Raw genomic sequence first — 26,314 nt, 5'->3', positions numbered from 1 at the left:
CGCTCAAAACCCCGTCTCCTTGTACAAACAAGGCATCCTCCCGGCCGCCTGTGTGGCGGCATTCCTTTTTGCCCTGGCTTATATCTACTATCGGAAAAGGGTAAAAGCATCGGCGCGCGCATCACAAAACGGCTACGGCATCTTCCGCGCCCTGGTGGAGAATAACCAGGGGATCATCGCGTTGTTGGATGAAAATCTTCGCATCATTTTCCGGAGTGCATCGGCGGAAAAGATTACGGGGTATTCCAACGAGGAGTTTCCCCGGTTGCCGGAGGAGCAGATCCACCCGGAGGACGTGCCCCACGTAAGGGCGGCCTTCGCGGAGGCCAGGATCCACCCGGGCATGACGGTGCACATGAACCACCGGTTGCGCCGCAAGGACGGCAGCTATATCTGGCTGGAAGGGACGGTGCGGAATATGTTGCAGGATCCGAAGATCAGGGGGTTTATCGTGAACCTGCTGGACATCACGGACCGGAGGAAAACGGAGGAGCAGTTGATCAAGACCAACCGGTTGTACCTGTTTGTAAGCCGGATCAACCAGGCCATCGTACAGGCGACGGACGATCATGCCCTGTTGTCAGAGACCTGCCGGATCGCGGTGGACATAGGCGGGTTCAGGATGGCATGGATCGGTTTGCTGGACGGGGAACGGTCAAGCCTGATCCCGGTGACCTTTGCGGGCGAAGGCGCGGAATATTTGTCCGGCATCAGCATCATCCCCATGGAAGGGCCCCCGGAAAGCATGGGACCGGGTGGCCGGGCGCTCCGGGAAGGGTACTATTTCATGTGTAACGACATCGAGGCCGCCCCGGACATGGAACCCTGGCGGGAGGCGGCCATGGAGCACAACTACCAGTCGTCCATCGGGCTCCCGATCAAACGGTCGGGTACGGTGGTGGGGCTTTTCTCGCTGTATGCCGACAAAAAGAATTTCTTCGATACGGAAGAGATCGACCTGCTGATCGCCATTGCGGCGGATATTTCTTTTGCCATCGACGGATTTGCAAAGGACGCCTTGCGCAAAAGAACGGAAGAGGAGCTGATCATCAGTACATTGAACTACCAGACGCTGACGGAGTCTTCACCGGTGGGCATCTTCAGGACCGACGCCTCGGGCTGGACGACCTATGTCAATCCCCGGTGGTGCCAGATCACCGGGATCCGGAAGGAAGATGCCCTGGGCAACGGCTGGCAGGGGGCGGTCCACCCGGACGACCGGGCGGTGTTGTTCCGGGAATGGGAGCAGGCAACGGTCCAGGAAAGGGCATCGGTGGCGGAATACCGTTTTGTAAACCCTGACGGGAAGGTGACCTGGATCCTGGGCCAGGCGGTCCCCGAAAGGGGGATCGACCGGGAAATCCTCGGCTGGGTGGGAACGGCCACCGACATTACCCGTCTGAAGACGGCCGAAATGTTGCTGGAAAAAAGCGAGGACAACTACCGCCGGGCGGAAACCCTGGGCCGGATGGGCCACTGGGAGCTGGACCTTCAAAACAATTACCTGTCCTGGTCGGACGAGATCTACCGGATCTTTGACCTCCGGAAAGAGGAATTCGGCAACCGGTTCCAGGACTTCCTGGAATGGGTGCACCCGGAGGACCGGGAAACGTTTGAATACCTGCAGGCAAAGGCGCTCAGCGGCCGCGCGCCACTGAATTTCACCCACCGCATCATCACCCCGAAGGGAACGCTCAAATACGTGCACGAGATCGGTGAGCTGCGTACCGGGGAGAACGGCGACATCCTCTACCTGACCGGGACTGTACAAGACATTACCGAACAGGTGAAATCAAGGGACCAGGTAGTGAACGAAAGAAACCTGTCCGATTCGGTCATCAACAGCCTGCCGGGCGTTTTTTACCTCTACAACAAGGAGGGCCGGTTCCGCCGGTGGAACCTCAATTTCGAAAAGGTGACGGGGTACAATTCGGAGGAGATGCGCCGGTTGCATCCGCTCGACTTTTTTGATACGGACGAAAAGGAGTTGCTCCGTCAGAAGATCGGGAGCGTCTTCGACACGGGAGAAGACGCTGTCCAGGCAAACTTCCTGACAAAAAGCGGGGTCAAGATCCCTTATTTTTTTACCGGGAAAGCCATCACTTACGAGGACGAACCCTGTTTGCTCGGTGTGGGCATCGATTTCTCGGACAAGGTCAGGGCGGAAGAGCAACTGCGGGAACTGGCAGCCCACCTCCAAAGTATCCGGGAACAGGAAAGGGTGGACATCGCCCGGGACATCCACGACGACCTGGGGCAGCAACTGACCGCCGTCAAGATCTCGATGTTCCGGCTCACCAAACACATACAGGGGAACGAGGCGCTGGAAAATGGGATCCGGTCCATCATCGACATGGTCAGCCAAGGGATCGAATCGATTCGCCGGATATCCACCGAGCTCAGACCAGGCATCCTGGACGACCTGGGGCTGGTCGAAGCCATGAAGTGGCAGATCGAGGAGTTCGAAAAAAGGTTTTCCATCCCCATCGCCTCGGCGTTTTTCGTGGCCCCCGTGCCGCTGAACCCGGAGGTATCGATCAATACGTTCCGGATTTTCCAGGAAACCCTGACAAATATTGCCCGTCACGCCGAAGCGTCCCAGGTGGACGTACGTTTTACCATAAACCACGAGTGGATCCTCCTGGAGGTCAGGGACAACGGGAAAGGATTACCCAGCAACGGCGTCAAAACAAAACGTACCTTGGGGCTTCTGGGCATGAGGGAACGGGCCCGCATGATCGGGGGACGCCTGGATATAGACAGCCGGCCCGGCTATGGTACGACCGTTTTGGTCGAGGTGCCGCTGTCCAAAAACATAACGCTATGAGAATTCTGATTGCTGACGATCACGCCATTGTTCGAAAGGGGCTTGTAAGTGTCCTCAAGGAAGAGTTTCCTTCCGCCGAGGTCGAGGAAGTGGGAGACGCGGAAACGCTTTTCAAGTTGTCGTTAAAAGGGGAATGGGACCTGGTCATCAGCGACCTGTCCATGCCGGGCCGGAGCGGTCTGGAGATCATCGCCGAAATCAAACAGCACTTCCCTAAGATCCCCACGCTGATCCTGAGCGTGCACCCGGAAGAATTATACGGCCCGAGGGTCATGCGCGCCGGCGCGTCCGGTTACCTGAACAAAGATGCCGCCCCTACCGAGCTCAAAAAAGCCATCCACTGGATCTTACAAGGCCGGAAGTACGTTTCCACCCGGCTGGCCGACAAGCTGGCCGACGACATCACCTGCAACAACACCAAATTTCCGCACGAATTGCTCTCCGACCGCGAACTGAACGTCATGGTGATGCTCGCGTCCGGAGAATCCACGGGACGTATCGCCGAATTGTTGTCCATCAGCCACAGCACCGCCACCAATTACCGGACAAAGATCCTACAGAAGATGCAGCTTCAGTCCAACACCGACCTCACCAGGTATTGCCTCGAACACGGAATACTATAACCGCATGATTCCACTTCGCTTACTTCTTGCCGACGACCACCACCTGATGAGACAGCTCATCCTTCAGGTCATTGCCGACGACTGGCCGGACGCCGTATGCGAACAGGTCAGCGACGGCGCCCAGCTCGTGCGGCGGGCCATGGAAGAGCTATGGGACATCGTCATTTCGGACATCAGCATGCCGGTGATGAACGGCCTGGAAGCCCTGGAGACCCTCAAACGGGAGGTCCCGGACCTTCCCGTCCTCATCATCAGCATCCACGCGGAAAAACGATACGCGCTGCGCGCGCTGGAATTCGGGGCCGGGGGGTTTGTGCCCAAGCCCCGTATTGAGCAGGAGCTGGTGAAGGCCATACGGGCGGTGCTGGCGGGGGAGATTTACCTGTCGGCGGAGTTTGATGGGGCGCTATAGCGGCAGCCGCACAGATTTTTTTTGAAATTCCGCGGAGCGGTGTATCTTTGTTCTGTAATTATAAATATTACAGAATGACCAACGGCCGTTTCTCGATCTCCCTACATATCCTGACCCTCCTGGATCAGATGTCGGGGAAGCTTGTGTCGTCCGAGTTTCTGGCCGGGAGCATCAACACCAACCCGGTGCTGGTCCGCAAAGAAATCAGCAACCTGAAAAAGCACGGGCTGGTGGACAGCAAGGAAGGGAAGGCGGGCGGGTTCAGCCTCGCGAAACCCGCGGCCAGGATCCGGCTATCGGATGTGTACCACGCAGTCCGGCAAACATCGCCCCTGGGCCAGGCGAAGAATACCCCCAACCCCGACTGCCCGGTGGGCCGGCAGATCCAACAGCATTTGGAAGACCTGTACGCGGAAGCCGAGGAAGCGCTCGTCAAAAAACTGGGCAGCACGACGCTGGCCGAATTTCATAGCCGTTTTATCTGATATTTTTTTTATCTATAACTGTAACATACAACATTACAAATCATGAACATCGCACTCATCGGGGCCTCCGGTTTTGTAGGGTCCAACTTATTGACGGAAGCGCTGAGCCGCGGCCACCACGTGACCGCCATCGTACGCAACCCGGAAAAGATCACAATCACGCATCCGAACCTGACGGTGAAGAAAGGGGACGCCACGAACCCTTCCGAATTGGCCGCGCTGGTCAGCGGGCACGACCTGGTGCTGAGCGCCATCAATGACCGGCAGGTCCCCAACCAGTACGACACGTATCTGAATGGGTCCCGGGCCGTGCTGGAAGGTGTGAAAAAGTCGGGCGTAAAACGCTTTATCGTCATAGGGGGAGCGGGAAGCCTCGAAATCGCCCCCGGCGTACAACTCGTCGATACACCCCAGTTCCCCGAAGAGTACAAGCGTGAAGCACAGGCGGCCAGGGATTTCCTGAACGTCGTCCGTAAAGAAGACGGTCTTGACTGGACCTTTTTCAGCCCGGCGATCCTGATGCATCAAGGCATCAAAGACGGCCGGACGGGTAAGTACCGCCTGGGGACGGACCAGCCGGTGTTCAACGAGCAGGGCGAAAGCCGGTTGTCCGGAGAGGACCTGGCGGTGGCGATTCTCGATGAGGTCGACAACAAGAAATTTATCCGAAAGAGATTTACAGCGGCCTATTAAAAACAATGGCTCGGGGTATTAACCCCGGGCCATTTCTATCATTGCAGACACTTCTTCGACGGCGGCATCATCGCCCCCGTCAAATCCTGTAAACTTGAATCGGATCTTCCCATTCCCGTCTACGACGAACTTGGTGGGAATACCGGACACCTTATAGCTTTCCACGACCTTATTGGCGCCGTCTTTCGGATCCTTGAGGTCCATCAGCACCTCGAAGGGATACTGGTGTTGCTCGATAAAGGTCTTGGCGGCCGCGGTGGCGCCGGTGTCGTGTTCCCAGGTGTGAATAAACAGGAACGCCACGTTTGTATCGGCGCTATACTTTTCCACCACCCTTTTCATCGATGGGAAAGACGCTTTACAGGGGGTACACCAGGTGGCCCAGAAGTCAAGTACTACTGTCTTGCCCTTATAATCGGACAAGGTCACTGATTTGCCGTTGACGTCTGTCAGGGTAAAATCAGGAGCGGGCAGGTCCATCTTCTCCTTCGTCAAACGGTTGTGCATATCCTGGAGGAACGCCTTGTGAATGGCGTCTGCGTAGGCATCATAACCGGTAAGTCCGCCATGCACCTTTACATAAAGCACCTTGAAGGTATCGATCATCTCGGTATTCGCCTGCCCTGCTTTTAGCGTTCCCTCCATGTAATGGAACGCCTCGGTGTACCGGTGCCGGGTCATAAGCAGCTTCGAATACACGAAGGCGAGACGGGGGCTGGGCTCCTTTTGCAGGGCCAGGGCCTTTTTCGCCCAGGGCAAGGCTTCGGTGTACTTTTTCTCCTTGATCAGGATGTCGGTATAGCTGGTCATCAGCCCGGGATAACCGGACCCGGCAAACTTAGCGGCGTTGTCGGGGTTCTTTTCCTCATAATACTTCTGCGCGCTGAGCAGGGCCTTTTTTGTACAGGTCTCCGCCATGTGCAGCTTTCCGAGTTTTACGTAGTGCTCACCCAAGCCGCCGTATATGTTCCCGAAATAAAAATCCTCTTCACACCGGCCCGCCCAGTACAGCGCCTTTGTATCGTTGCCTGCTTCCGCAAAAGCATTGGCGAGGGACATCCGCGCATAGTCGTAGACGATGTGGTCGTGGTCGATGTTGGGGAAACGCGAGGGCGGAAATTTGGCGACCCAGGCCTTGTATAGGGCTTCCTTTTGGGCGGGGTCCTTTTCGTTATAGATCGCTTGTTCGGCTTCACCCCGGGCTTCGTCGCCCAAGGGGAACTTTTCGCGGATCACTTTTCGGAGGGAGTCCGCGGTGGCCTTTTCTTTGATAAAAGCATAGATGTTGGCCGCAATTTGTAGGTGACGTTCGCCGGCGCTGGCTTTTAGGGTGTCGAGGATCCCGCGGAGCGTGTCCCGCGAGAGGGGGTCTTTAGAATTGGCCAGGCCGTATGCGTAGGGGGCAAGGGTGTCGCGCTGCTCTTGCGCGGGGGCGCTGGTGCGGTGCGCGGCGGCCGTGGTCGCGTGGTGCGCCGCCGTTTGTGCGTTGGCGCCGGAGCAAATGCCCGCGAGGGCGAAACAAATAAGAATTGTTTTCATGGCTTTATTAATTATATCCAGGATTTTGTGTCAGGTTCGGATCGGCCGATATTTCCTTCAGCGGAATCGGCAACAGTTGCGCGTCGCTGGTCCAGGTAGGTTTTAACGTCCCAAGGACCGTGTTGATCGTGCCGGTCCGTTTGAGGTCGAACCAGCGGTGGCCCCATTCGGTGAACAGTTCCACCTGGCGTTCGTGGGCGATCGCGGTGAGCAAACCCGCCTGGGTGGTGGCGGTGGTGGCCGCCAGACCGGCGCGGCTGCGCACGGCATTCAGGTCGGACGCGGCTCCGGACAGGTTGTTTTGCCAGGCGCGGGCTTCGGCGCGGATCAGGTACTGTTCCGCCAGGCGCAGGACGACGTTGTATTGAGCGGCGGCGGCGGAAGGCGCCGTGACATATTTCGACGCATAGTAGTACGTCGTCCCCATATAGGGATAGGCGGTCACCCACGAGGTCTTGCGCTTGTCCCCGGCTTCGAAGCTGCCGGCCAGGGAAGGCGTCAGGTAATAAATGGGGCCGCTGGTGGCGTTGGCCGGCGTGTACCAGCCGAAGTCATAGGCATTCTGGCTGGCCTCGGAAACGGGCAGCAACTGCCAGATGACCTCGTTGCTGTTTTTTTGAAAAACACCTTGGAGGCTGGACACCAGTTGGTAGGGTCCGGACAAAACGGAATCGGCTTCCGCTTCTGCCTGCGCATAGTGTTGCTGGTAGAGGTATACCCTGGCCAGCAGGGCCTGTGCGACATAGCGGTTGGCGCGGACCATGTTGGAAGAGGGATAGGATGCCGTCAATAATACGGACGCTTTTTGCAAATCGGACACGACCTGCTGGTATACGGCGGCGGAATCCGTACGCGCCAGGGAGGCATTGGCGCTGTAATCGGATGTCACCGTCAGCGGTACGGCCCCGTACATATTTGTCAGCGTGAAGTAACTAAACGCGCGGATAAAGTAGGCCTCCCCCAGCAGTTGGGTCTTTATGGAATCGGACAGGCTGGTGGAAGCCGTCAGTCCTTCGATGGCGGCGTTGGACTGGTAAATGGTATAGTAAGCGGTGGACCACAGGTAGTAGTTCGGCGCATAGCCCGTATAGTTGACCTGGTCTTTTACCCAGTCCGGGTAGCGCTGGGTAAAATCGTTGAGCTCGTCCGATGCAAAACCCAGGTATACACCCAGGCTCCCGTTGAAACAGGTGCTCCCGAGGCTGCCGTACATCATCGAGGTATAGATCCCCAGGATGGCGGACGTGGCGGAGCCATCGGAGGTGAACACCGTGGTCGATTGTATGGCGTTCTTTTCCGGATCGGGCGTGAGGAATTTTTTGCAGGACGTCAGTGCCAAAAGCGCTATGAAGAGATATTTCTTGTTCATGTGGATCGAGCGTTAAAATGAAAGTTGAATGCCCCCGGTAAGGGTCCGGACGACGGGTGTGAATACGCCCCCGGTTTCGGGATCGAGACCGCGGTAACCGGTGATGGTAAACAGGTTATATCCTTGGACATAGACCGAGGCCCTGGTGGCGCCGATCTTGGCCAAGGCTGCCCGGGGAAGTTCATACGAAAGATAGACCGTTTTTAACCGCAGGTAAGACGCGTCCCCAAAAGCCGCGGACGAACTGGTATAGTAGTACCAGTTATAGTTCGAGGTCGTTGCCTTTGGAACGGCGGTGTTTTGACCCGGCGTGGTCCAGGCCTGGAGCGCCAGCGCGTCGAAATTGTTTTCGGAGCCCATGGGATAAAAAGTAGAGGACAGGTAGTTGTAGCCATCCTTTTTGTCTAGCTGGACAAAGAACCTCAGGTTCCAACTCTTATACGTAAACGAGTTTTGAATCCCGCCGTAAAATTTCGGATCGGTGTTGCCCAGCACTACGCGTTCGTCGGCCCCGCTGTGGTCTTGAAGGTAGACCGGGTTCCCGGTGCTGTCGATCCGCAGAAGCTGGTATCCCTTGGCCACGTTGACCGATTGCCCGATCGCATAGCTATACGCGTAGGAGCTGCCGGCGAGGTTGGGGAATTTCAACAACTGGTTTTTCGGGACGGTCAGGTTGAGCGTTGTCTTCCAGGTAAAATTTTTGATGCGGATGTTCACGCTGGTAATATCCAGTTCGAGCCCCTTGTTTTGGATCACCGCCGGCAGGTTGTATTGCACGGTGGTAAAGCCGGTAATGGCGGGCAAGGCATAACCGACGAGCTGATTGCCGGTGCGGTTGCGGTAGTAATCGGCGGTGACCAGGATCCGGCTGTCGGCAAAACCAAGGTCAAGCCCGATATTCAGCTTTTTGTCCGATTCCCAGCTGTACTGGCTGTTGGACAGGTTCCCGGGTACCAGGGCGGTGATCCCCTGGAAGGACCGGGCATAGGGCGTCGAATAGTTGCTGGAATATCCATAGTCCCCGATCTGGTCGTTCCCAGTGGTGCCGTAGCTGGCCCTGACCTTTCCAAAGTTCAGCCACTTTTGCGCCCCTTTCATAAATCCTTCCTTGCTAAAGACCCAGGCGGCGCCCACGGAACCGAAGTTCCCGTAGCGTTTGTCGGGTCCGAAACGGGAGGATCCATCCCGGCGGGCGTTGAAGCTGATGATGTATTTGCCCAGCCAGTCATAGTTTAACCGGCCGAACACGGACGCATACCGGTAGTCCGCGTTGTTGTAAGACATATAAGTGCTCCCTGCGGCCGCGGGGGAGTTGAGCAACAGGTCCGAGCTATAGCCATAGGCATAGATATAATCCCCGTCGGTCACCCGCCGTTGCAGGGTGGACCCGGCCAGGAAGGACAACCGGCCCTTGCTGATGTTCAGGAAGTAATTGAGCTGGGGCTCCACGACCCAACTGCCCAGCGACGTCCGGCCAAACTGGGCGAACGGCTGGTAATAGGCGCTGGGCGCGGCGGAAGTGGAAGGAAAAGTATTCACCTGGTTCATGACCGCCTGGTTATACCCCGCGCTGACCTTCAGATCCAGGGTGGGCAGCACCTGGTAGTGCACGACTGCGTTGGAGATCAGGTTGCTGGTCGTATTGTTAAACGGCTGGTACATGACCGCCAGCGGGTTGGTGAGGTTCCCAAGCCCGTTCCAGTTCAAGGCGCCCGTAGCCGTATACGGGGCCTGGTTGGGCACAGAGAGGATAGAGGTAGCCGGGTCCCCCGACATCATGTCGTTTTTATCATAGGAAAAACTATTGGTCATCTGTAACCCGAACTTCCGGTCGAAGGAGGTAAAGTCGTAGTTCATGTTGGCCGACATCCGCTGATCCGCATTACTGCCCGGGTAAATGGTGGATTCTTTGCGATAGGTAAGCCCCAGCGAAAACCGGCTCAGGTCCGCCCCGGTTTCCAACCGGACGCTGGCGTTGGTAGTATGCGCGGTATTCCCGAGGAGCAGCTTTTGCCAGTTGGTATTTTGGGTTTGGCTGAATACGGTAAGGTCGGCCGGGCTTTGCGTGGGATCCAGGTAGTTGAGCCCATCATTGGTGTAGGCCTGTTTCCGCAGCTTCAGGTATTGCGGGGTATTGAGGAGGTCCATGTAGTGCGCCATGCGCCCCCAGCCCTCGTATACGTCGGCGCTGGCAACGACTTTGCCGTTGGTGTTCCGGGCGCGTTTGGTGGTGATCAGGATGACCCCGTTGGCGCCCCGGGAACCGTAGATGGCCGTGGCGTCGGCGTCCTTCAACACGCTGATGCTTTCGATGTCGTTGGGGTTGATGCTGTTCAGCGGGCTTTGATCCCCGACGGGCGGGTCGCCTAAATAGTCAAACTGGTTGAGCGGTGTGGAATTGTAGGGTACCCCGTCGATGATGTATAAAGGATCGGTCCCCGCACCAATAGAGTTGGTTCCGCGGAGCTGTACCTGGATGTTGGCGCCCGGGCGACCGCTGGTGGTGACGACATTCAAGCCGGTCACCCTTCCTTCCAGGGCGGAGAGGGGGTTGGATACGGGCTGGTCGTGGATCGTTTCCGCCGAGATGGTGCTGATCGACCCTGTGCTCCGTTCGCGGCTGGTCGTACCATACCCAATGATCAGGGTTTCGTTGAGCGCGGTAGGTTTTTCGCGGAGCGCTACGACGAGCGTCTTCCGGTTTCTCAAGGGGATTTCGGTTTCCTGGTAGCCGACAAAACTGACCACCAAAACGGCTTCGGGGTCTACACCCGGGAGAGAGAAGCGTCCGTTGGCGTCGGCCGTGACGCCGATCTGGGTTCCTTTGATTTTTACAGTGGCCCCGGCAAGCGGCCGCCCGGTACCCGATTCGGTCACTACCCCCGTCACCGTGATGATGGTGGGGAGCGCCGCCGCTTCGATCAACACGACCCGGTTTTCGATCTTGTAGCTGAGGGGAAGGCCGCGCAGACATAAGTCCAGCACGCTGGCGAGCGGCGCGTCTTTAACGTCGAGCTGCACGTGGTAGGTTTTGTCAAAAAGGTTTTCGTTCCACAATACCGAATAACCCGTCTGGGCTTCGATTTCCCGGAAAACCCCTTCCAGGGTCATCCGCTTCGAGGCGATCGTCACGGTTTGGGAATAAGACCTGGCGCTTACGTGAAGGGAGGCGGCCAGAAGCATCAGAGCGGTCAGTCTCATGATCAAAAGCAGTTTGGCGAGGGCAAAGGACGGCCTTTTGGCAAAGGCTTTGCCATCTTGAAGTAGATGCATACTTTTGTACAGTTAGTTTGTTTTAAAATTTTCTCTTCCGGGCGCTGTTGCAACCAGCGTCCGGTTTTTTTTGTCTGTTTGGTTTTATGGTAGGATGGTTATAGTTTTCCCTTCCGTCTTATAGTGAACCCCGTTGTCCGCGAGGTATCCCAGCAACATACTGAGGCGTACATCCCTGTGTACAAGCCCGCCGATGTGCACGCCCTTCGGCATCCCTTCAAACACCACGTCCACGTCGTACCAGCGGGAGATCTGCCGCATCAGCGCGCCAAAGTCTCCGTTGTCGAGGTCCAGGAGGCCCCTTGTCCAGGCGGTTACCCGTTTGCCGTCGGCGTCCGCCTTAACGAGCGCGCCGGTCTCGCGACTGACATTTGCCTGTTCCCCCGGTGTGAGCAATGTGCCGTTCACCCGCACCGACCCCTGCAATAAGGTCACTTCCGTCCGCGGCTCGTCGCTATAGCTCATGACGTCAAAATGCGTCCCCAGCACCGTGGTCTCTACCCCACCCGACCGCACGACAAAGGGTTTATCCTTCTCCGTTGCGACCTCGAAATATACCTCTCCTGTTACCTCCACTTCGCGCCGGTTGCCCTCGAACTGTACCGGGAAGCGGATCGAGCTTCCGGCGTTTAGCCAGGCTTTGGTGCCGTCGGAGAGCACTAAGGTGTATTCGCGGCCGCGGGCGGTTTTCAGGAGGTTGTACAGGGCGGCGCCAGTTGCGCCCGCGGCGTACACCAGCTGATGGCCGTTCCTCGATAGCCGCGCGCTGCCCTGCTGATCCGGCAGGTGATCGGCCGCGCCAGGGTCCAGCGATACCACCGAGCCATTGGCCAGCGTCAGCGTCGCGCCCTTGATACCGGGCGGCGCGTCGAAGGCCTTGGCCGGCGCGGTTGTTGCGGCCGCCGGCGTTTGCGCTTGGGGCGCTAGTGCGGGGCTACCCTTGTGCCACAACAAGTACCCTCCCACCAACAAGACCGCCGCCGCGGCCGACAACGAGGTGACTAGCCATCGGCGTATGAATGGCCGGCGCTCCTCGCGCATGCGGTCCGCCAGGGCCGCCCACACCTCCTCCTTATCCTCCGGCGCGCCGGGTTCGGCAAGGGCGGGATTCGCAAAAGCCGCGGTCAACACCTCGTCGAGGTCCCCCTCAAAGCCCTTGCCCTTCATCCATTCGAACAAAAAAGCCAGCTCCTCCGGGCTGATGGTGTCATCCAGGTAATGTTTAAAGACTTCCAGCAAGCGGTTTTCAGACATACTATCCATATAAAGACGGATGACATTCTCCGAAGAGAACATTGTTTTCAAAAAAAAATAAGAATTTTTTAAAGGTGGCTCATCGTCCACAAAACGAGCAGCTTAGGGCCGTTCCTGCCCAGCTCCTCCCTCAGGAATGCCAGCGCACGGACCATATACGTCTTCGAGGAAAGCGGGGTGATGTTCATCCGGCGGGCGATCTCTTCGTGTGTGAGCCCTTCGATCCTGCTTAGCCGGAACACCTGTCTGAGCTGGGGTGGCAACCGGTCGATGGCGGCCAGCGCGGCCCCGTCCAGTTCTTTCTGTTCCACGATTTCCTGGGGGGAGGCCTGGGTATAGGTCATGTATTGTTCCAGGAAACCCCGGTTCGATTCCCGGAAGACCTGGGTACGCAGGTAGTCCCAAACGGCGTTCCGGGAAACGATGAACAAATAGTTCCGAAGCTCGTTGACCCCGGCCAGCCGTTCCCGGTTTGTCCACAGCTTGAAAAAAATGTCCTGGGCAAGGTCCTTGGATTGTTCGGGGGACTTGGTCAGGTGGAAGGCGGTGCCATAGACCTGGTCCCAATAAAACTCATAAAGCGCCCGGTAGGCGGACACATCCCCCTCCGCCAGCCGTTGTAACAATTCGGGCTCGTTATGTGGACTTTCTCGTTTCAATACCAGGCGCGCGCTAACGGGCTCAAATTACACATTTTCATGCGATTGGCGCGAAACCTACGGCAACCACCGCACAATCTCCCACTGCTGGTTCGTCCCCGTATGGTACGCCCACTGCAGAAGCGTATCCCCCTGGGTTTTTAGCCCGCCGCTCACATCCATGACATACCCGCTGTTGCTGTTGGTCACGGTGTAGTACCCGCCGCCGATGTCGGCAATGGACCACAGCTGGCTGCCGGCCCCGCTATAGTCGTTCTGGACGATGCTGGCGCCTTCGGTGGTGGAGCTGCCGCGGATGTCGATCACCTGGCCGCTGTTGCGGTTGACCAGGGCGTACGTGCTTGTACCCACGGTCGCGATCTGCCATTGTTGTTCGTTCCCGCCTTCCCAGGGCCATTGGATCAGCGTCACGCCCTGGGTGGTGGAGGCGCTGGGAACGGCGGCGACCATCCCGCTGTTGACGTTGACCAGGCGGTAAAAGGAATTGGGGTCGAAGGGGGTGGTACCCTTGCGGATGGTGACGTCTTTGATATTGTAGTACACGTCATAGTTGGGTCCGGGGCTGCCGCTGGAGCCTTCCATCTGGAGGTCGATGATGAGCCACATGGGGGACCCTTCAAAGCTGGTCCCGGTCTGGACGGACACGAGGTTGTCGTCAACGAAGTACTGGATCTCGACGTTGCTGGACCAGGTGCCGTTGGTATTTTTGAGCAGGTTGTATACGGCTTTGTAATGGTGCCAGGCCGTGGCGGCGTCGCTGACGGTGGTGGAGTGGGTCTGCCAGCTACCGGTGTAGGTATTGGCCCAGACGGACGTGGACCCTTTGACCTCTGCGATGTCGCTTTCGGGCGGCCAGGTATTGACGCCGGTCAGCCAGAATGCCGGCCATGTCCCATAGGTGGTGGGTGCCTGCAGGTCGACGCTTACTTCCCAATAGGGATAGGTCGTGTCGATCTGGATCTGGTGTTTGGAATAAATGGTCCCCGAATGATAGTGGATCGCCAGGTAGGGCGACTTAGAACTGGGGGTGGCGTCCGTATCGGGATTCGCCTTTAGCGTCAGTGAGCCGTCCCCGTTGAGGTAGATCTGGCTGTGATCGCTGTCGCTCCCATACATACGCGCGCTCCCGTTGTGGTCCGACCCCCAGGGATAGAGGTAGTTCCAGTGTTCGTCGAAATTGGTGTAGTTGGCAAAAGAGGTACTGTCGGTCACCGTGACCCAGGTACTGGTCTGGCCCGGGATGCTGGCAAAGGACGATACTTCCGGCAGGCTTTTGGAATCCTTAAAAGATTTGGTGCACGCCCCCAACAAAAGGGCGCACCCGATAGACAAAGCAATTGTTTGTTTCATTATGGTGTGTTTGTTTAAAGACGGATGTTGTCTACACACCTTACACAGGATTCCTAAGGTATGAAAAATCGGCGAAACTGGTGGAGAAAGAACTTTTTCGTACGACAGTGTTCGGACACCTGCTCAAGTCATCTAGTTAATTTAATGTAGCAGCGCTATTTTTTTTCGCGGCCTTTGGCTTACATTTATTTGATGGACATCCAGGACACCATCGCACGGATTCACCACGACACCCGCCCTTGGATGGCAACGACCGATCCGTCCCTTTACGTCGGAAGGGCAGGTCTTATCCTTTTTGACTACCTTTTTCAAAAACACGGGGGAAATGCGGCCGGCGCCGTGGACTTCGGGGAAGCGATCCAGCAGTTGGCGGAGGATTCGATCGACACGACCAACCCTCTTTTTTGCGGAGGGGCGGCGGGCGTTCGCTGGCTGTTCACTTACCTGTACAAAGAAGGCATACTGGAAGAGAACGATTGGCGGTTTCTGTGCGACCCCAAAGAGCCCTTTGAGGAAACGGCCCTCATCCTGCTCGAACAGGGCAACTATGACTTTCTCCATGGGGCGACGGGGATTGCCCACTACCTTTTGTACGCCATGGACGAAGGTCGGGACGCGTTCTTCAGGGAATTTCTCCGCCGGCTGTACGCACTTTTTGGGAAAAGCACAGACGGCCGGGCGATCCCGCGCTTTAGCTACGAAAAGCAGGTCCCCGTGCCGGGCGAGGTCAACCTGGGTCTTGCCCACGGGCTGCCGAGCCTTCTGCTGTTTTGCGTCCAGTGTTGCCGGCAGGACGTCTGCGCCTGGGAGGCGGAGGCGATTGCCCGGCGGTTGATCGCGTATATGGTGGACAACATCAACACGGATACCCGGGAGAACTTTTTCCCGAGCATCGCCGGCAAAGGCATTTCGGACAAGACGAGCCGCCTGGGCTGGTGTTATGGAGACCTCGGTGTCGCCTACTCCCTTTACCGGGCCGGGCAGGTTTTTCAGGATACCCGTCTCCGTTCGCTGGGGGTGGACATCCTGTCCAAAAGCACCCATCGGCGCACCCATGCGCAAACCCTGGTCAACGACGCGTGTCTCTGCCACGGCAGCGCGGGCATCGCCCACATCTATCACCGGTTGTGGCGGGACACGGGCCTGCCCGTTTTCCAGACCGCCTGTGACGCCTGGATCGAGCGCACGATCGGTTACGCCACCCATCCCGACGGCATCGCCGGGTATAAAATGTATGACAGCCCCAGCGAGGGCTACAGGAACCAGATGGGTTTTCTGGAAGGCCCGGTCGGTATCGGGATCGTCCTGCTGGCCTACCTGACCGGAGACCTCGGTTGGGACCATTGTCTCATGTTAAACAGTTGAATCGTTGACACTCACATCGTATGACAAGGCTCTCCTCCGGACGCCGGTGGGAAGCCTTCTCCTGGCCGGCCAGCCTCCCCGGGAAGAACCGATTTTCGAAGAAGCCCTTTACCTGTCCTCTCCCGAATTGTGGAGCGAGTATAAGAAACGGGATGCGCTTACCGGTAAAAAACGCGATAAGCTGACCCTTTCCCTCCATAAGTACTGGCTCCGGGGGTGTACGCGTGCTACGCCTTATGCGACTTTTGCCGGGAGTACGTTGGTGGATATGGAGGGCAAGCCCACCAGCCTTGTCCTCGATGCGCCCGGCGCGCACCGCCGGAGCGTCCGGCTGGACATGAACTATGTCGCGCAGTTGGTCCACGTCCTGACGGAAGACCCGGCCACCAGGGGACAGCTCCGGTTTTTGACCAACAACAGCCTGTATACGGTCGGGGATACCTACCGGTATGTGGAGTATACCATCGCGAACAATGTCCGGAAGTACCAGTTGACCTCCATAGAAAGGACTCCTTACCTTAATGCCCTCCTGGAGGCAGGGCGCCACGGCCGCCGGCTGGAGGAGCTCCGCGTGGTGCTTATGGAAACAGAACAGGTGACCGCCGAAGAGGCGGACGGCTTTTTGCTGCAGTTGTGCGAGGCGCAGTTGTTGCTGTCCGAGCTGGAGCCCTGTGTGACGGGGGAAGAACCCATCGACCGGTTGATCGGGCAGCTCTCCGCGCTTTTGGAGCCCCCTGCCGTTTTAAGCGACTTGCGCCATATCCGTGACCTGACCCGTCTGCCGCAACACAGCGTGGAATCGTATGTCGCTATCGACGAAGCCCTCCGCCGGATAGACCTCCCCGGCGGCGTCCCCCGGAATACGCTCCAGACCGACCTCTATCTGTCCGCCGCGGGGCGCACCCTGGACAAGACGCTGGTGGAGGCGCTCCTCGCACAGGCATCCGACCTGATGTACCTCTCCCGCCGGCATCAAAACGCGGACCTCAACGACTTTAAAAATGCTTTTGTCCAGCGATGGGAAGAAGCCGAAGTCCCCTTATCCATCGCCCTTGACGGCGACGTAGGCGTAGGCTACGCCGGCGTGGGAGACGAGCTCGCGGGGGAAAACGAATGGCTCGACGGCCTCCCCCACCCGGGCGGTGACGCCGGGTCCTTAAGCAACGACTTTATCCAGCAATTTGTCCTGGATAAATACCACGATTTTCTTCGCCACGGGCGGACGGGTATTTTTTTGGAAGAACAAGAACTAAAGGCCCTCGCAGACAAAGTGTCCGGCCATCGTTTTCCCGGACAACTCTTTCTGATGGGCAGCCTTTTGTCCGCGGACGGTGTCCTCGACAAAGACCATTTTCTTTTCGACCTGAGCTCCTTCGGTGGTCCCGGTGCCGCCAACCTCTTCGGCCGGTTTACCCACGGCGACCCGGACCTGTGCCGGTTTACGCAGGCGATCCTCCGGGAGGAAGAAGAACAACAATCCGACATATTGTACGCGGAGGTAGCCCACCTCCCCCAGGCCCGGATCGGCAACGTCATCCTCCGGCCGGTACTCCGCCGCTTCGAGATCCCCTATGTGGGCGCTTCCGGGGCCGCCGGCCAGATCCCCGTCGACGACCTCCTGATCAGCGTGCGCCAGGGGCAGGTCGTCCTGCGCAGCAAGACCCACGGCAAACGCGTGTTGCCGCGCCTTACTTCCGCCCACAACTATAGCCACAACAGCCTTCCGGTATACAAGTTTCTTTGCGATCTGCAGTTGCAGGATCTGGCGATGCCCAATATCTGGGATTGGGGGGCGGTGGCTCCTGCGCCTTTCCTACCCAGGGTAACGTATAAAAATATCATTCTTCGGAAGGCGCGGTGGATCGTGGAAGAACGCGCCGTGCGCGACATCGCGGAATTCCGCCGCCAGTGGAACGTCCCCGGCCGCGTTGTGTATGCAGAGGCCGACAACGAGCTCCTGATCGACTTCGACACCGCCGCGGGTGTCGCGCTTTTTACGCACTACCTCCAGCGACATAAGCGGATTATGCTGGAAGAGTTCCTGTTTACGGAAGAGAATTGCGTAGTGCGGGATGGGGAGGGGAGGGCGTTTACGAATGAGTTGATTATACCGGTGCGGTTAGAGGGTTCGCCCGCGTCGGGCGCGGGGGCGCGTGGTGGGGCTGCGGACGTCCGCGACGGCGGCGCACCGGAGCCCGCGGCCGTTCAACGGAAATTCATCCCCGGCAGCGAGTGGCTTTACTACAAGATCTACTGCGGACGAAAAACCGGGGAGACCCTTTTAAAAAAGCTCCTCCTGCCTTTTGTCCGGCAAGAGGGTCTTTTCGAACACTTCTTTTTTATTCGCTATAAAGATGACTTTTCCCACCTGCGGATCCGATTTTACAACAGCGATCCCCGGCGCCACGAACGCCTCCGCGAAGCACTTACCCCCCTGTTGCATCCCTTTATAGAGAGCGGCCTTGTCGATAAGGTCGTCCTGGACACCTACACCCGGGAACTGGAACGATACGGTGACTATCGGATGGCCGACGTGGAGCGCATGTTTGGTAACGACAGCCGCGCCGTTTTGGGGCTTATCGACCTGTTCGAGGGCGCGGAGGGGGAGAAATACCGGTTGTTGTTTGCCCTCAGGGGTACGGACGCCTTATTGGACGACTTCCACTTTACCCTCGGGGAAAAAAGGAGCCTGTTCCAGGGTTTGCAAAAAGGTTTTTTCCAGGAATTCGGTGGGCAGTTGCGTTTGCAGCAAACGCTCAATGAGAAATACAGGAACCATCAGAAGTGGCTGTTTTCGCACATGGACCCGGCCCTTGACGACCAGAACGAGATCCGTGAAGGGACGGATCTGCTGACGGTCAGGAGCCGGATGAACGCGCCGATCATCACGCGGATCGGCGGCGGGGCCGCATTCGTGCAGAGCCTGATCCACATGTATCTAAACAGGCTGTTTATCGCGCAGCCGCGCAAACACGAGCTGGTCGTGTATCATTTTCTGGAGAAATATTATGCGTCGCAACTGGCGATCACGGCGGCGCGGCTCCCGGCGGGGTGATATTTCCTTTGTTGGCGGCACTTACAATAAACGCCCCACCATGAACCATGAACTTTATGCCGCCTTTAACGCCCGCGACCTCCCTACCCTGCTCGCCCGGATGCACCCGGACGTCGAATGGCCAAAAGCCTGGGACGGCGGTTATGCCCACGGTCCGGAACAGGTCCGCGACTACTGGGTCAGTCAATGGAAGACCCTTGATCCAAAGGTGACGCCGACCCGCATCGATACGCTCTCCGATGGCCGGGTCCGGGTCACCGTCCACCAGGTCGTCCATGGTCTGGACGGTGCGCTCCTGGTCGACACGACGGTGGTCCACTTATATACTTTGGAGCAGGGATTGATCAGGAAAATGGATATATTGGAGCTATGCTCAGACGCTCCTTCCTAAAGACCGGCTCCCTCGCCGGTGTCTCCGCACTGGCACTGGCCGGGTGCCAGCCATCATCGACGGGCCACAAGAATGCCGACACGACCGCAACCGGGGCGGCCGTGGTTCCTCCCTTCGACCTCGACGAATCCACCATCGACGGCTTACAGCAAAAGATGCAGCAGGGGACGCATACCGCCCGCTCATTGACGGAGGCCTACCTGAAAAGAATCGCAGCGGTCGACCCCCTGCTCCGCGCGGTGATCGAGCTCAACCCGGATGCGCTCTCCATTGCAGACGACCTGGACAAGGAAAGAAAAAATGGGAAGGTCCGTGGCCCCCTACACGGGATCCCGGTGCTGATCAAGGACAATATCGATTCCGGGGACAAGATGATGACCACGGCGGGGGCGCTGGCGATGGAAGGAAACATCGCCACTCAGGACGCCTTTATCGTTGGCAAATTGCGGGAGGCGGGTGCCGTACTGCTGGGGAAAACAAACCTGAGCGAGTGGGCGAACTTCCGTTCCGAGCGGTCCACCAGCGGGTGGAGCAGCCGGGGCGGGCAAACACATTGCCCCTTTATCCTGGACAGGAATCCGTCGGGATCCAGCGCTGGCACGGGGTCGGCCGTGTCGGCCAATCTTTGCGTGATCGGTATCGGCACGGAAACAAACGGGTCCATCGTGTCCCCCTCCTCGGTCAACGGGTTGGTGGGGATCAAACCCACGGTAGGGTTGTGGAGCCGGAGCGGGATCATTCCCATCTCCGCGACACAGGACACCGCCGGTCCGATGGCGCGGACGGTCCGCGACGCCGCCGTCCTGCTCGGCGCGCTGACAGGCGTGGATCCCCGGGACCCGGCGACCGGCACCGGCAAAGGCCTGAAAGACTACACGGTCTTCCTGACCGGCAAGGGCCTGAAAGGAAAACGCATCGGCATCGAGCGCTCCTTCCTGCATGGACACGAGGGGGTGGTCGCGTTATACAACAAGGCCATCGACCTGCTCAAACAACAAGGGGCCGAGGTGGTGGAGGTGGACCTCCTCAAGGCCCTGGAACCCATCGGCCACGCCGAGTTCACCGTCTTGCAATATGAGTTCAAGGACGGCGTCAACCGCTACCTGGCGCAGGCGCCCCATGCCAAACCCCGGTCGCTCACCGACGTGATCGCCTTTAACCGCGCCAACGTGGCAAAGGCAATGCCCTTTTTCCAACAGGAAACCTTGGAGTCCTCCGACAAAAAAGGCGGATTGGACAGCACGGAATACAAAGAAGCGCTGGCAAAAGTACTGGGGTCCCGCAAAACGATCGACGACCTGATGCACACCCAACGCCTCGACGCCATCGCAGGCGTGACCAACGGTCTCGCCTGTTGCATCGACCTCATCACCGGCGACTATGATACCGGCTTTTCTTTTTCCGGGCCCGCCGCCATGGCCGGCTATCCGCACATCACGGTGCCCATGGGAACGGTGATGGGATTGCCTGTCGGGTTTTCTTTTATGGGGAGCGCTTATCAGGAGCCCGTTCTTTTGGATATGGCGTATAGCTTTGAGCAGGCGAGGCCGAAGCGGGCGGTGCCGGGGTTTGCGAAGGCGTTTATTCCCTGAGGGGCGCGGCCCCGAACCGCGGGGGCGCGGCTCACGGGGCACGGGGGCACGGGGGCACGGGGGCACGGGGGCGCGGCTCACGGGGCGCTACTGCGCGCCGCCCCCTTAGATCGCGAGCACCCGCTCCGCATTCGCATGCGCGAGCAACATCTTGGCCTCCTTATCCAGCGGCAATCCATCCAGGAACCGCCTCCCCTCTTCCAGGGTACTAAACGGATAATCCACGGAAAAAAGCACGCGCTCGATGCCAAAGGTGTCGATGGCCGCCTGGAGGGGCGTCAGCGTAAACATACCGCTGGTGGTGACAAAAACCTGGTCCCGGAGCGTACGGCTGACGCTTCTTTGTTGAAGACCCGTGGCACCCACCTTGAACTTCTCGTCGATACGCGCCATCATCATGGGCAACATCTCGCCGTTGTGGCCGATGATGATCCGGAGGTCGGGAAACTTGTCGAACGTACCGGACACGATCAGCCGCAACACGTGAAGCGCGGTTTCCGCGTGCCAGCCCCAGCCGGACAGGGAGAGCTGGAGCCCCGCGCCCTTGGGGAGACCGCTGAAATAGGCCTTATCGACCGCCGGGGGCGGCGGACCGGGGTGCAGGTACAAGGGTACGTCCAGGCGCGCCGCCCTTTCGAGCAGGGGTGCATAGGCGGGGTCGTCCAGAAAAACACCCTGCGTCATGCCTTTGATCAACGCTCCTTTGAAATCGTATTCGCTGACGGTCCGGTCGAGCTCGTCCGCCGCCGCCCAGGGCAACGCCATGGGGAGGTGTGCAAAGGCGCCGAAACGGTCGGGGTGGTGCTGGATCTCTGCGGCCAGCCTATCGTTGTAGGCCCGCGCCATGTTGACACCCTCCGGGCCTTCCAGGGCTTCAGCCCCGGGCCCTACGACGGACAGAACCTGGTACGTGATCCCGTGCTGGTCCATGGCGTCGAGACGGGCGCCGTCAACGTCGGCCAGCAGGGGCGCAAGCGGGCCCGTGAGCAGCGACCCAAGCGGGTCCGCCTGCGGCGGCGCGAGGGGGTCTGCCTGCGGCGGCGCGAGCGGGTTTGCCTGCTGCGGCGCGAGAGGATCTGTAGAATGCCGGCCGGCGCCAGGCAGGTATTGCCGTACAAGATCAGGGAAGCAAACGTGCTCTTCCAGGGTGACGATACGCATGGGCTAAAGATAGCTCACTTGAGGAGACCGTCCACTACCGCCTGGATCTGGTCCGGTCGCAGGTCTTTCCCGTTTTCCAGGGTATAGTCCTTCCCTCCGGGCGTTTTGACAACCACCCGGGTGCGGTAGTTGTCCGCGTATTTTTGAAGACACTTCACCAATTCGAAGAGGGGTTTTTCGGCTTTTTTCAGATTTGCCTTGAGGGCGTCGAGGGGGCCGACGCCACGGGCCAGGTCCACGCCTTCGAGACCCTCGATGCCGGCTCTTTTGATAAAAGTCTTTAGCGTAAGCAACTCGTTGGGATGATTGTTCCCATTTAGTGTAACGGATAATTCCATAGCCGAGGGGTATTTCTCATAAATTAGGCAAATTTCTTCATAAGGACACCGGGTGTTTTTACGGTGTGCGCGACCCTGTCCCCGTATTATCTTGACGGCGATGGGAAAAAAACCTCTTGACTACGATACCCGGGAATTCCTCGTGACTATGTTGTGGCTGGCAATCGCCGTGGCCGCCGTTCTTTTGCTGACCTACGCGGAACCCGTTGCCCCACCGCTGTTGGGCAGTGTGGGTCTGCTCTACCTGCTCCACCGCAACAAGCATCCCCTCGCTGCGCTCACCCGGGAATTCCTGTGGTGTGTGACCACCGGTTTGGGCATTGTATTATTCTGCTACGGACTCGTCGCGCTTTGCCTGGCGTGGTTCTCCACCCGGGACCTGACCCCGGCGCTCCGGTCCGCGGAGAACTTTATTTCAGAAGCGTCGGAAAAAGCAGAAGCGCTCAGCGGCTGGAAACCCACGCTGATCATTTGCGTTGTCGTCATCGCGCTGGTGTTGCTCACCCGCCTGCTGCCCCGCTGGCAATTACTCGGCCGGTTTGCCACGCTTCGTGACTGGTTCTCGCGGGTAGCGTTGGTGTTGTCCGTCGTCGCCGGGTATACCTTTTTCACCGCGGACCCGATTGCAAAGACCGTCCGCGGGCATGGGCTCGCCCTTCAACGAAACACCCACGACAACCAGCGCAAAACCCTCGCGGCGCAGGCGCTTCAAGCGCACGTGGCTGCGATGGACGAGGCGACCAAAACCTACTACCAGGTGTTGTTCCAGGATCCGCGCATCTCCGGGGAGGGGGTGGCGGAGGCGGTCGCGGAGCGGCAGGTGGAGGGCGCCGCACCAGCGCTGGCGACGGCGCAGCCCAGCGAAGCGACAGCGCCGACTGCAACCGAGAGGTCGCCCGTGGACGCGCCACCCGGTGCAGCGACAGCGCCGGTGGGGACCGCCGCCGCCCCGCGCCTCGGCGACCTCGACGCCCAATCCCGCGCCAGCGCGCGCGAATACAACGCCACGCTCGAAGGCACAAAACTGATCTTCGGCCAGGTCCTGGGGTTGCAAAGCCTCGTCAACGGCCCGATCGGCGACTACGTCACCGGCCTGATCGAAGACCGGGGGGACGTCTTCCTCGACAAAGGGTTCCGGTGGCTCCGCCTGACGGGAAACCATGACCCGCAAAAGGACGTCGCCGCAGCCAGCGACAAGGTGCTACAGGAAGAGGTCGCTAGGGAGCAGAAAGAACGCGAGCAGGAGCTCGAAGAACGGGCCAGGGACCGGGACCGCACGGTCCCCGAGCGTTAGCGTGACGCGGGCGAGCGTTAGCGTGACGCACGCGAGCGCCAAGCCGGTGCACGCCCGAGCGATAGTGGGATGCGCGCCCCAGAGCGGCACGCCGTAGCGGCGCGTCCGGGCGCCAGAGTGGCGCTAGTCCACCCGCAAACTCTCCACCGGATTCACCAGCGAAGCCCGCACCCCGTGGAACCCCACGGTGAGGATCGTCACGGCGAGCGTCCCCGCGGCGGCAAAGGCAAAGATGCCCCAGCCGATGGATGTGCGGTAGGCGAAGTCGTGCAGCCAGCGGTTCATGGCAAACCAGGCAAGGGGCGACGCTAAGAGGAGGGCCAGGACGACCTGCACCTGGAAGTCGCGGAGCAGGAGAACGACGATGGTCCTTGTTCCTGCGCCTAGTACCTTGCGGATGCCGATTTCCTTGGTCCGGCGGGTGGCCACAAAAGAGGCGAGGCTAAAGATCCCGATCCCCGAAATAAAGATGGCCAGCGCGGCAAAATAACCGACGAGCCTGGAGAGGTTTTCCTGGGCTTTATACAGCGCGTTGATGTCTTCGTCGAGAAAGCTGTAGTCAAAAACGAGGTCGGGGAAGTGTGAGGACCAGGCAGAGCGGATATACGCCAATGCAGAAGGCGCGCTGACGCGCACCGCAAAAGTGGTAAACCGGGGTACATTCACGTCCATAATCATCGGCTGAAGCGGCTGGTCCAGCTTGGCGAAATTAAAATCCTTGACGACGCCGATCACAAACCCTCTTTTTCCATTAATCATATTACCCCTGATCATTGTTTTGCCGATGGCGTCCCGGGGGCTTGCCCAGCCGAAACGGCGGACCGCGGACTCGTTGAGGATAAACGCCTGGGTGTTGTCGGTACCGGCGGCCTTGGAAAAGCCGCGGCCGGCGACGACCTGAATACCCATCGTTTCTATAAAATCATAGTCGACGGAGGCCCAGGGGAGGAAAATATTGTCGCGTTCGGTGAACCCCTGGGGGATCACCAACCCCTCGACAAAAGGCGTACCGGGGAGGACGGACGCGAGGGTGACGCCCTGTATGCCGCTGTAGGCGCGGAGATCGTCTTCAAAGGCGTTCATCCGGGCGCGGAGGGGGCCGTCCACGCTGTTGCTGATGGGGGAAGAGGCTTTCCCAAACAAGGGTAACACCAGGACCTGGTCCTTGCGGAAGCCCAGGGGCTTTTCCCGTAGGTAGGATAACTGACGGTGGATGACCACCGCCCCGATGATCAGGGCCACGGCGATGGTGAACTGGGTGACGATCAGGACCTGCCGGATCAACCGGCCGCCGATTTTTGTGCGCCCCTTGATCAAGGCCCCGGCCCCAAACCGCGTGATAAAAAGCGCGGGGTAGAGACCGGCCATCAAACCGGTACAAAGGAAAAGGAGGAGCAACCCACCCACGACACGCCCCTGTCCCAGGACGGCCGGGTGGAGCGCCTCCCCCGTCACCTCCCGGACGAGGGGGAGCGCCGGAAAGGCGAGCCCAAGCCCCAACAAAAAGGCGATAAAGCACAATAGAAGACCTTCACCCAGAAATTGCAGGATCAGCTGCGTATGCCCCGCGCCGGCCACCTTGCGTACTCCGATCTCGGCGATACGCGTCAGGGCCTGGGCGTTGGAAAGGTTGATAAAGTTGATGTTGGCGATCACCAGGATGAGAAATGCGATGGCCACAAAGATGTAGATGTAGGTGATGCTGTTGGTGCTCGGATTGCCTTCGACATCCGATGCGTACAGGTGGATGTCGCGCAAAGGCTGGAGCGACAGGGACCAGAATTTCGCCACGCGCTCGTCTCCGTACTTGCGGGTCAACCCGCGCACCGCAGGGGCGAGCGCCGCCGCATCCTGACCCGGGTGGAGCAGGACGTAGGTGTCCGCAGGGTTGAAAAGCCAGTTGGTGCGCAGAAAGTCCCCCGTCGCCTGGTTTTCCACTGAATAAAGGGTTTCAAAGGGGATCAGGAAGTCGAAATGTATGTCTGACGTGGCAGGCCAATTGTCCACCACCCCGGTCACCTGCAAGGGCGCCTTGTGCTCATACACCAATGTCCGCCCTACCGCGGAGGCCTGACCGAAATACTTACGGGCCATATCCCTGGTCAGCACCAGCCCTCCCGGCGCGCCTTCGAGGAAATGAAACGAAAAGATGTCAAAGATGCTTCGATCCGCAAAGACGACGCCTGTCTCCTGGTACTTCAGGGAGCCTGCTTCCATGATCCCGCTCCGGTTGTACAAACGCCCCACGGCCACAATACCCGGCACATCCTGCGCAATGGCCGGCCCTGCCGATACGGGGGCGCTAGACATCTTGCGCCGGTCCGTTGCGTTGTTGAAGTTGACCCGGTAAATATCCGCGTAGTGCCGATGGAAGGTATTATAGCTGAGTTCGTCCGACAAATAGACAAGGATCAGCATACAACAGGCCATCCCGATGGACAGACCGACAAGTTTGACGACATTGGCGCCCCGGTGTTTGACCAGCTGACGCCAGGCGATATGGAGGTAATGCCGGAGCATGTGCCAAGTTAGCCAATTTTTCGTACGGTCCGGATAGCGGGCTGTATCGAAAACGAACGCCACCTCAATGCCAAAATGATCACAATCAATCATTTGTACACCGGCATCGTTTTG

19 protein-coding genes are annotated in these 26,314 nt (G+C 58.7%); 10 read left to right on the top strand and 9 right to left on the bottom strand.

All coding sequences use genetic code 11. The annotated features are described in order from the left end of the window. Window positions 1-19 precede the first annotated feature (19 nt). The 5 genes from EDB95_RS12170 (at window position 20) to EDB95_RS12150 (ending at window position 5,040) form a co-directional block, all read left to right on the top strand. Window positions 20-2,827, top strand: coding sequence for a PAS domain S-box protein (locus tag EDB95_RS12170; protein ID WP_133993951.1), 2,808 nt, complete (start codon window positions 20-22; stop codon window positions 2,825-2,827). Further along, entirely contained in the window at window positions 2,824-3,450 is a 627-nt protein-coding gene (locus EDB95_RS12165) for a response regulator (protein WP_133993949.1), read from the top strand. Before EDB95_RS12170 ends, EDB95_RS12165 begins: the two co-directional genes overlap by 4 nt. A gap of 4 nt (window positions 3,451-3,454) precedes the next feature. After that, entirely contained in the window at window positions 3,455-3,862 is a 408-nt protein-coding gene (locus EDB95_RS12160; RefSeq protein WP_133993947.1) for a response regulator, read from the top strand. Window positions 3,863-3,936: 74 nt separating this feature from the next. After that, on the top strand, window positions 3,937-4,347 hold the full coding sequence (locus tag EDB95_RS12155) for an Rrf2 family transcriptional regulator (protein ID WP_133993945.1): 411 nt from the start codon (window positions 3,937-3,939) through the stop codon (window positions 4,345-4,347). A gap of 42 nt (window positions 4,348-4,389) precedes the next feature. Then, the gene (locus EDB95_RS12150) at window positions 4,390-5,040 is read left to right on the top strand and encodes an NAD(P)-dependent oxidoreductase (protein WP_133993943.1); all 651 of its coding nucleotides are present in this window, start codon (window positions 4,390-4,392) and stop codon (window positions 5,038-5,040) included. Between the two features lie 18 nt (window positions 5,041-5,058). On the opposite strand, the gene EDB95_RS12145 is transcribed toward EDB95_RS12150, so the two are convergent. The 6 genes from EDB95_RS12145 to EDB95_RS12120 form a co-directional block, all read right to left on the bottom strand. After that, on the bottom strand, window positions 5,059-6,579 hold the full coding sequence (locus EDB95_RS12145) for a redoxin domain-containing protein (RefSeq protein WP_133993941.1): 1,521 nt from the start codon (window positions 6,577-6,579) through the stop codon (window positions 5,059-5,061). 7 nt (window positions 6,580-6,586) lie between these two features. Beyond that, entirely contained in the window at window positions 6,587-7,948 is a 1,362-nt protein-coding gene (locus EDB95_RS12140; protein WP_133993939.1) for a RagB/SusD family nutrient uptake outer membrane protein, read from the bottom strand. A gap of 12 nt (window positions 7,949-7,960) precedes the next feature. Then, a complete protein-coding gene (locus EDB95_RS12135; RefSeq protein ID WP_133993937.1) occupies window positions 7,961-11,221 on the bottom strand; it encodes a SusC/RagA family TonB-linked outer membrane protein in 3,261 nt (1,086 codons plus the stop codon). 84 nt (window positions 11,222-11,305) lie between these two features. After that, window positions 11,306-12,475, bottom strand: a complete 1,170-nt coding sequence (locus tag EDB95_RS12130; RefSeq protein ID WP_162852571.1) for a FecR family protein — start codon at window positions 12,473-12,475, stop codon at window positions 11,306-11,308. Window positions 12,476-12,543: 68 nt separating this feature from the next. Further along, window positions 12,544-13,101 carry an RNA polymerase sigma factor gene (locus EDB95_RS12125; protein WP_162852570.1) on the bottom strand — a complete coding sequence of 186 codons (558 nt, stop codon included), beginning with the start codon at window positions 13,099-13,101 and terminating at the stop codon, window positions 12,544-12,546. A gap of 90 nt (window positions 13,102-13,191) precedes the next feature. After that, window positions 13,192-14,484 (bottom strand): RICIN domain-containing protein, encoded by a 1,293-nt coding sequence (locus EDB95_RS12120; protein ID WP_133993931.1) that lies wholly within the window; start codon window positions 14,482-14,484, stop codon window positions 13,192-13,194. A gap of 192 nt (window positions 14,485-14,676) precedes the next feature. On the opposite strand from EDB95_RS12120, the gene EDB95_RS12115 reads away from it, so the two are divergent. The 4 genes from EDB95_RS12115 to EDB95_RS12100 are packed head-to-tail and all read left to right on the top strand — an operon-like array spanning window position 14,677 to window position 20,887. Next, window positions 14,677-15,849, top strand: coding sequence for a lanthionine synthetase C family protein (locus EDB95_RS12115; protein WP_133993929.1), 1,173 nt, complete (start codon window positions 14,677-14,679; stop codon window positions 15,847-15,849). Between the two features lie 4 nt (window positions 15,850-15,853). Further along, entirely contained in the window at window positions 15,854-18,904 is a 3,051-nt protein-coding gene (locus EDB95_RS12110) for a lantibiotic dehydratase (protein WP_133993927.1), read from the top strand. A gap of 40 nt (window positions 18,905-18,944) precedes the next feature. Beyond that, window positions 18,945-19,295 (top strand): nuclear transport factor 2 family protein, encoded by a 351-nt coding sequence (locus EDB95_RS12105; RefSeq protein WP_133993926.1) that lies wholly within the window; start codon window positions 18,945-18,947, stop codon window positions 19,293-19,295. Continuing rightward, window positions 19,274-20,887 (top strand): amidase, encoded by a 1,614-nt coding sequence (locus tag EDB95_RS12100; RefSeq protein ID WP_133993924.1) that lies wholly within the window; start codon window positions 19,274-19,276, stop codon window positions 20,885-20,887. Before EDB95_RS12105 ends, EDB95_RS12100 begins: the two co-directional genes overlap by 22 nt. A 105-nt stretch (window positions 20,888-20,992) precedes the next feature. Here EDB95_RS12100 and EDB95_RS12095 read toward each other — a convergent pair whose 3' ends face one another. Next, on the bottom strand, window positions 20,993-22,048 hold the full coding sequence (locus EDB95_RS12095) for an amidohydrolase family protein (RefSeq protein ID WP_133993922.1): 1,056 nt from the start codon (window positions 22,046-22,048) through the stop codon (window positions 20,993-20,995). 14 nt (window positions 22,049-22,062) lie between these two features. Further along, window positions 22,063-22,386: a hypothetical protein gene (locus EDB95_RS12090; protein ID WP_133993920.1), complete on the bottom strand. Its 324-nt coding sequence runs from the start codon at window positions 22,384-22,386 to the stop codon at window positions 22,063-22,065. 100 nt (window positions 22,387-22,486) lie between these two features. Between EDB95_RS12090 and EDB95_RS12085 the strand changes: the two genes are divergently transcribed. After that, complete coding sequence (locus EDB95_RS12085) at window positions 22,487-23,680, top strand: hypothetical protein (RefSeq protein ID WP_133993918.1); 1,194 nt, start codon at window positions 22,487-22,489, stop codon at window positions 23,678-23,680. A gap of 123 nt (window positions 23,681-23,803) precedes the next feature. Here the strand turns inward: EDB95_RS12085 and EDB95_RS12080 are convergent, their stop codons facing one another. Beyond that, window positions 23,804-26,200, bottom strand: a complete 2,397-nt coding sequence (locus tag EDB95_RS12080; RefSeq protein ID WP_162852569.1) for an ABC transporter permease — start codon at window positions 26,198-26,200, stop codon at window positions 23,804-23,806. Between the last annotated feature and the right edge of the window lie 114 nt (window positions 26,201-26,314).

This window comes from Dinghuibacter silviterrae (assembly GCF_004366355.1).
Taxonomy (GTDB): domain Bacteria; phylum Bacteroidota; class Bacteroidia; order Chitinophagales; family Chitinophagaceae; genus Dinghuibacter; species Dinghuibacter silviterrae.
The sequence above is the reverse complement of the archived record's forward strand: the minus strand, read 5'-3'. Positions and strand labels throughout refer to the sequence as shown.